The sequence below is a fragment of the Candidatus Zixiibacteriota bacterium genome (genome assembly GCA_040753495.1).
Lineage (GTDB): Bacteria > Zixibacteria > MSB-5A5 > GN15 > PGXB01 > DYGG01.
In genome coordinates this window covers 1-4,940 of the sequence record JBFMEF010000057.1, presented here as the reverse complement: position 1 = coordinate 4,940, position 4,940 = coordinate 1, and the positions used below count along the sequence as shown (strand labels likewise).

At 48.7% G+C, this 4,940-nt stretch carries 4 protein-coding genes; 2 read left to right on the top strand and 2 right to left on the bottom strand.

All coding sequences use genetic code 11. The features are described 5' to 3' along the window. Both AB1690_03640 and AB1690_03635 read right to left on the bottom strand, forming a co-directional pair. The coding region (locus AB1690_03640) for a DUF262 domain-containing protein (GenBank protein ID MEW6014397.1) at positions 1-186 on the bottom strand (186 nt) is incomplete at its 3' end. Further along, the gene (locus AB1690_03635; protein MEW6014396.1) at positions 183-2,894 is read right to left on the bottom strand and encodes a site-specific DNA-methyltransferase; all 2,712 of its coding nucleotides are present in this window, start codon (positions 2,892-2,894) and stop codon (positions 183-185) included. The genes AB1690_03635 and AB1690_03640, both read right to left, overlap by 4 nt. A gap of 591 nt (positions 2,895-3,485) precedes the next feature. On the opposite strand from AB1690_03635, the gene AB1690_03630 reads away from it, so the two are divergent. Both AB1690_03630 and AB1690_03625 read left to right on the top strand, forming a co-directional pair. Next, a complete protein-coding gene (locus AB1690_03630; GenBank protein ID MEW6014395.1) occupies positions 3,486-4,235 on the top strand; it encodes a hypothetical protein in 750 nt (249 codons plus the stop codon). A 50-nt stretch (positions 4,236-4,285) separates the two neighbouring features. After that, positions 4,286-4,618, top strand: coding sequence for a hypothetical protein (locus AB1690_03625; GenBank protein MEW6014394.1), 333 nt, complete (start codon positions 4,286-4,288; stop codon positions 4,616-4,618). Positions 4,619-4,940 lie beyond the last annotated feature (322 nt).

Here is a 4,940-nt window from a genome sequence, read left to right as displayed (position 1 = left end):
CTGATTTGTCTTCCAGAGAATAAAGGTCCCTATCGGATACCCTTTCAGAATACTGTCTATGAGTCCCGCCGTTTGTGCTTTAGTCCATACAAAGTCACGTTGGAAAAGGGGAATCTTCACTCTTCCCTTGGATATTTCCGTGAAGAAATCATCGTATTTTTCTGTAACTGGTTTAGGTAGTCTCATAATAACTCCATTATTCGCAGGCTCTCAATTCCCCGGTCATCGACAATTTTCACCGCTATCTTCTTATGCTCCCCGGCTTCAAAATCTAGCGAGACGGTCCCGCGATACTTCTCTATCAGTTCCTCATCGATTTCCGCTTTTAGGTTGCGCGCCAGTTTCGCCCACCCTTCATCGTCGCCGGCCATAGGGAAAAATACCTGTTTCGGGAAAAGGCTCCGCCCATCGTAATCGGTATCGAGCATCCAGATAGCAATCTTCTCCGGTCCGCCCGATTCTACCGCGCCGGTCTTGGTGTTGTAATAATCAAAACCGAGTAGTTCGACCTGATACCGGTTCGGCTTGTCTTTCTCGTTAATAGTGCGCACGACAATATCCGGCTGGCCGATTAGCCAGAAACTTTCATTCGACGACCGCTTTTTCTTCAGGTCGTCAGTAAGAAGGTCGGTGTTCATTTGCGCCTTCAAGAGCGTTACCCCGGGCCAATCGGTCTCTTCAATATCCTTTGCCGCCTCCGGGTCAAACTGGAAAGCGGCGAAGATGACGATTTTAGGTCTCGGCACAAGCTTATGCGCCTCTTCGATTGCCGCTTCCACCTGCCTCTGCTCCAGCGGGGCATGCTCCGGCCCGAACGAAACCACCACCCTCTGCGGAGTGGCCTCTTTAGTTTCGGCATCGGCATTGAGATACCGTGTGCCGGCAAGAGTCTCCACCCGGGTGAACTCGATTCTCTGGCCGCTCTTGCCGCGGATACCGGTCTTGAACAGCTCATCTTTCCATTCGGAATGCCGCAGGGTGGCGCCGCTTCTGCCGATTGAATCATCAGCCGGCCCGGTGTCTTTCACTTCCGCCAGCGGCTTCACCATCGGCGCCGGAACCGCTTCGACTGTGAATGGTCCCGTGACGCGGGCTCGGGAGTTGTCAACATACGGCTGGTCATAAAGCGTTTCCTGACCCGGCGGTTCATTATTGGCGATTGATTTGAGAGTGATATGCGGGACAGTTTTGTATTTGAATCCGCTTCCGACCCCTTCTTCCGGGTGCGCCAGTTCATAATAGTCGAAAACTGCCGTCATCAGTCTCTGCTTGGCGAGAGCGATCGCAACCCGTGAAGTATCGCAGGTTATCCATCGTCTTCCCCACTGTTCCGCAACATATGCGGTGGTGCCTGAGCCGCAGGTCGGGTCGAGAACAAGGTCGCCAGGGTCGGTGGTCATGAGGAGGCAGCGTGCGGAAATCTTAGTGTTGGTCTGAACAATATAAATCTTCGGATCGGTAAAACTACCCGTCATTGTATCTGTCCATATGTTGTTGAACGGGCTAACTGGGAAGTCATCAATGTACCCAATCCAAGCAAGAGAATCTCCTGAAACCACGAGTCTACCGCCTTTTACCATGCTTTCCAGCCCTTCAGTTGTGGTCTTCCAATGACAGTTTTTAGGAGGTTTGTAATCAACCCCATTAAATCTAAATGGCATGGAGCCAGATTCGGTATAGCCTTGCGATATGAGCGAAATCAATCTGTATCGGCGAGCATCTGTGGGGAGGGGAATTTCCCCAGAAAGTTCCTTTTCAGTCATCTTCCTTCTCTCGCCATTTTTCAATTCAACAAACTTGTACAGACCGATCGACTCCATCTCGAGCTTTGACACAAAGAGTGGACGGACCTTGACTCTCTCCATATTATTCGCATACCAGACTATGTAATCAGCTACATTTGCAATAGTATTGGAAGCCTGATAGGCAGTTTTCTTCAGAGTAATTAGCCCAATAAAATTCTTCTTTTTGAACACCTCATCCATCAATCCTCTGATATAGTGCAAATTCTCATCCGAGATTTGTACAAACACACTGCCACTGTCATTCAACAACTCATGAGCGACCAGGAGCCGGTCGCGCAGGTAGGACAAGTAAGAGTGTATACCCAACTCCCAAGTGTCGCGGAATGCCTTCACCATCTCCGGCTCCGCTGTCAAATCCTCATCTTTCCCGTCCTTGACATCCCGCTTGTTCACAAACGGTTGGAAATTGGAGCCATATTTTATTCCGTACGGCGGATCGATGTATATCATCTGCACCTGCCCGGCCATCCCCTCTTTCTCCAGAAGGGAATTCATCACCACCAGGCTGTCGCCGGCAATCAGCCGGTTCGACCAGTTGTGGGAATGCTTGTAGAAATCTATTGCTTCGCGAATAGGCAGGTTCTTGTCGAGTGTCTCAAAGAATGAAAACTGCGGCTCGGAACCATTCCGCTTCTTGACCGCCTGAATTATGGTTTTGGGGTCGATTCGCTCATGAACATGAAGCGAGACGGTGGGAACTTCAAATGATGTCCGCTCGGCTTTGCCGGCCCAGTTGAGATACGGCTCCTGCCGCCTTTTCAGTTCCTTGAGAGCGGCCTTGACCTCTCCGAGAGTCTCCGCGGCCAGTCCGCCATCGATAATCTTTTCTATCTGGCTTCGCTGGCTGTCGAATTGCAGAGCCGGGTCGATATGGGGGTCGTAGCGGTAGGTTTTCTTGCCGGCATCTTTATCGGTCTGGCTGTCAACCAAGCCGACCGGCGGGTTATTGACCCGCGTCTTATCTTTATGGTCATACTGCTCGATGGGGCGTTTCTTGCCCCCGGAAACCGCGGACCGTTTCTTACTGATTTTGGACAGACTCTTAGCCCGGCCGGTGATTTTACGGGACGTCTTATTAGCTTTAGGCAACCAACCCTCCTGAGATGCGATTGAAAGCTGATGAAATTCAATATAATCGCGTATCTTCGTTTGTCAATAATTTGTCGATTCGAGGATTTATCAAATATACCAATCCGCCACTGACAATTCTTGACACTATTTTGACTTTTTGGGTAATAGACCATAGGTCCAGAGTGACGGCGAAGGGACTGCTTAAAGTAAGAAATGTGTCTTTGGCGGGCAGCGAATTCTCCACTTTTATGGAATCAGAGTCAGGAGAATAAATTAAAAATTCTTGAGGGCAAGATGGCGAACTCCGCTTATTTCCAATTGAGATAAGACCTTATGACAAATGCAGAAAAATCAAGAAGTCTGATTCAATGGTATTGAAATTAAATCCAACAGTTTATATACTGTGTATGAAAAATCGGCGGCAGAATTGCGGTCCGCCGCCGAACAAGTCCTTAAAACTTAAACTGGATTAGTAGAAAGGACCATTTATTTTAAGACGTCTAAACCATTTTGTCAAGGGGCATGTGCGGGGGCGATATCGCAAGTTGGAAATCCAGTTCTGCGAAATTTGTCGGTCAATTTTCATGCTGAACGATATAAGGGGCGCTTATGGCAAAATCTGAGGAACTCACTGCCGGCTTGATTGCATCCTCCGACCTTGCCGCAAGAACCGGGCATCCCGGTAAGGATATCCGCCCCTGCATAGCCCAACTGATTGAAACAGTTATAAATAAAGGAGAATTCCCGAATAGAAGTGAATCGGCATTGGTAATTGCCACGGAATTCAATCGAATCGGACTTGACTATGAGGAGGCGAATCGCCAGATTGAGATATGGAACAGCGGGAACAATCCGCCCCTCAAGATAAGCGAACTTCGCAAGGCTGTATCAAATGGATATCTGAAGAGCTATAACTACGGATGCAGAAATCCAATTCTATCTGCCTTTTGTGCTGAGGAATCTCTCTGCCCCTTCATAACTCAAGTAAAGGGCAAGGGCAAAATCCTCAACGACCTTGACTTCATTTCGTTCAAATGGCCCAAGAGTCTTTCTAACCGCCAAGTACTAATCTATGCAGTAGCATTGCCCTATCTGGAGAAGAAGCGTAAGATTGGCAGAGGGGGTCTGATTTGCGCCAATCATAAGCAGATCGCTGAAACTTGCGGAGTCTCCCCGGGGCGAATTGGAAGAGACTTGATGGTGCTCCACTTAGTAGGGCTAATTGAATACAATGTCGGCACTCCCAGGAAGTGGGAGGGGATGGCATCGGAAATCAGAAGGGTCTTCCCTATTCCGCGTCCTGGCCGTGACACTATCAAGAAACTCAAGGAATTTAAAGATGATGAAGCGTCAAATTGAAATTTGCGACTACATGAATAAAGTACCCAATGTAATAGAAGAAATGGTTAATGCTGATGGTCAATGACATCTGGAAATGGTTTGATGGCAAATTCAAAGTCCATTGCCGGGAATATGACCAGGCAAGGCAGATTCTGGGGTGGAACGGAGCCGAAGAAGGCGGGATTTATCAGTTTCCGGACGGGCATGTCGAAATGGATGTGCTCATCCCGGGACGGCTTTATGACCGGGTCGCCAAACTTCTGAAACTGCCGAACAAAGCCAAATCACCGGGGCGGGTCGTGGTTGGCAAGCAGAAAGCTGAGACCAATTCCAGACACCGGTTTTTACGCAGGTCATTTTCAGAAATCTGCCCGTACAGGCAGGAACCGGAGCAAGGATGAAATCGGAGATGGACGGGAATTTTCGCGATGCCAGATCACAATATCGACGGTCCATAGATCGGGACATTATTTCAATTAAGGAGAAGCCTGTATGTTATTAAAACACAACGCTATACGGTCGAAATCGAGATGGCCGGAGACGACCGGTTTCTTATTGATTTCGAATTATAGTTTTGGGACATAATGGTACTTGTAGGCAAAGCGGTCTGGTCAAAGAAATATATGACCTGCGAGTGCTGGGCGCTTGATATGATATTTCTGGCCAAGAAGGTCAGTTTCGAATACGAGACCTGCGCCAGCGTTTCATGGACAAGTACCTGGG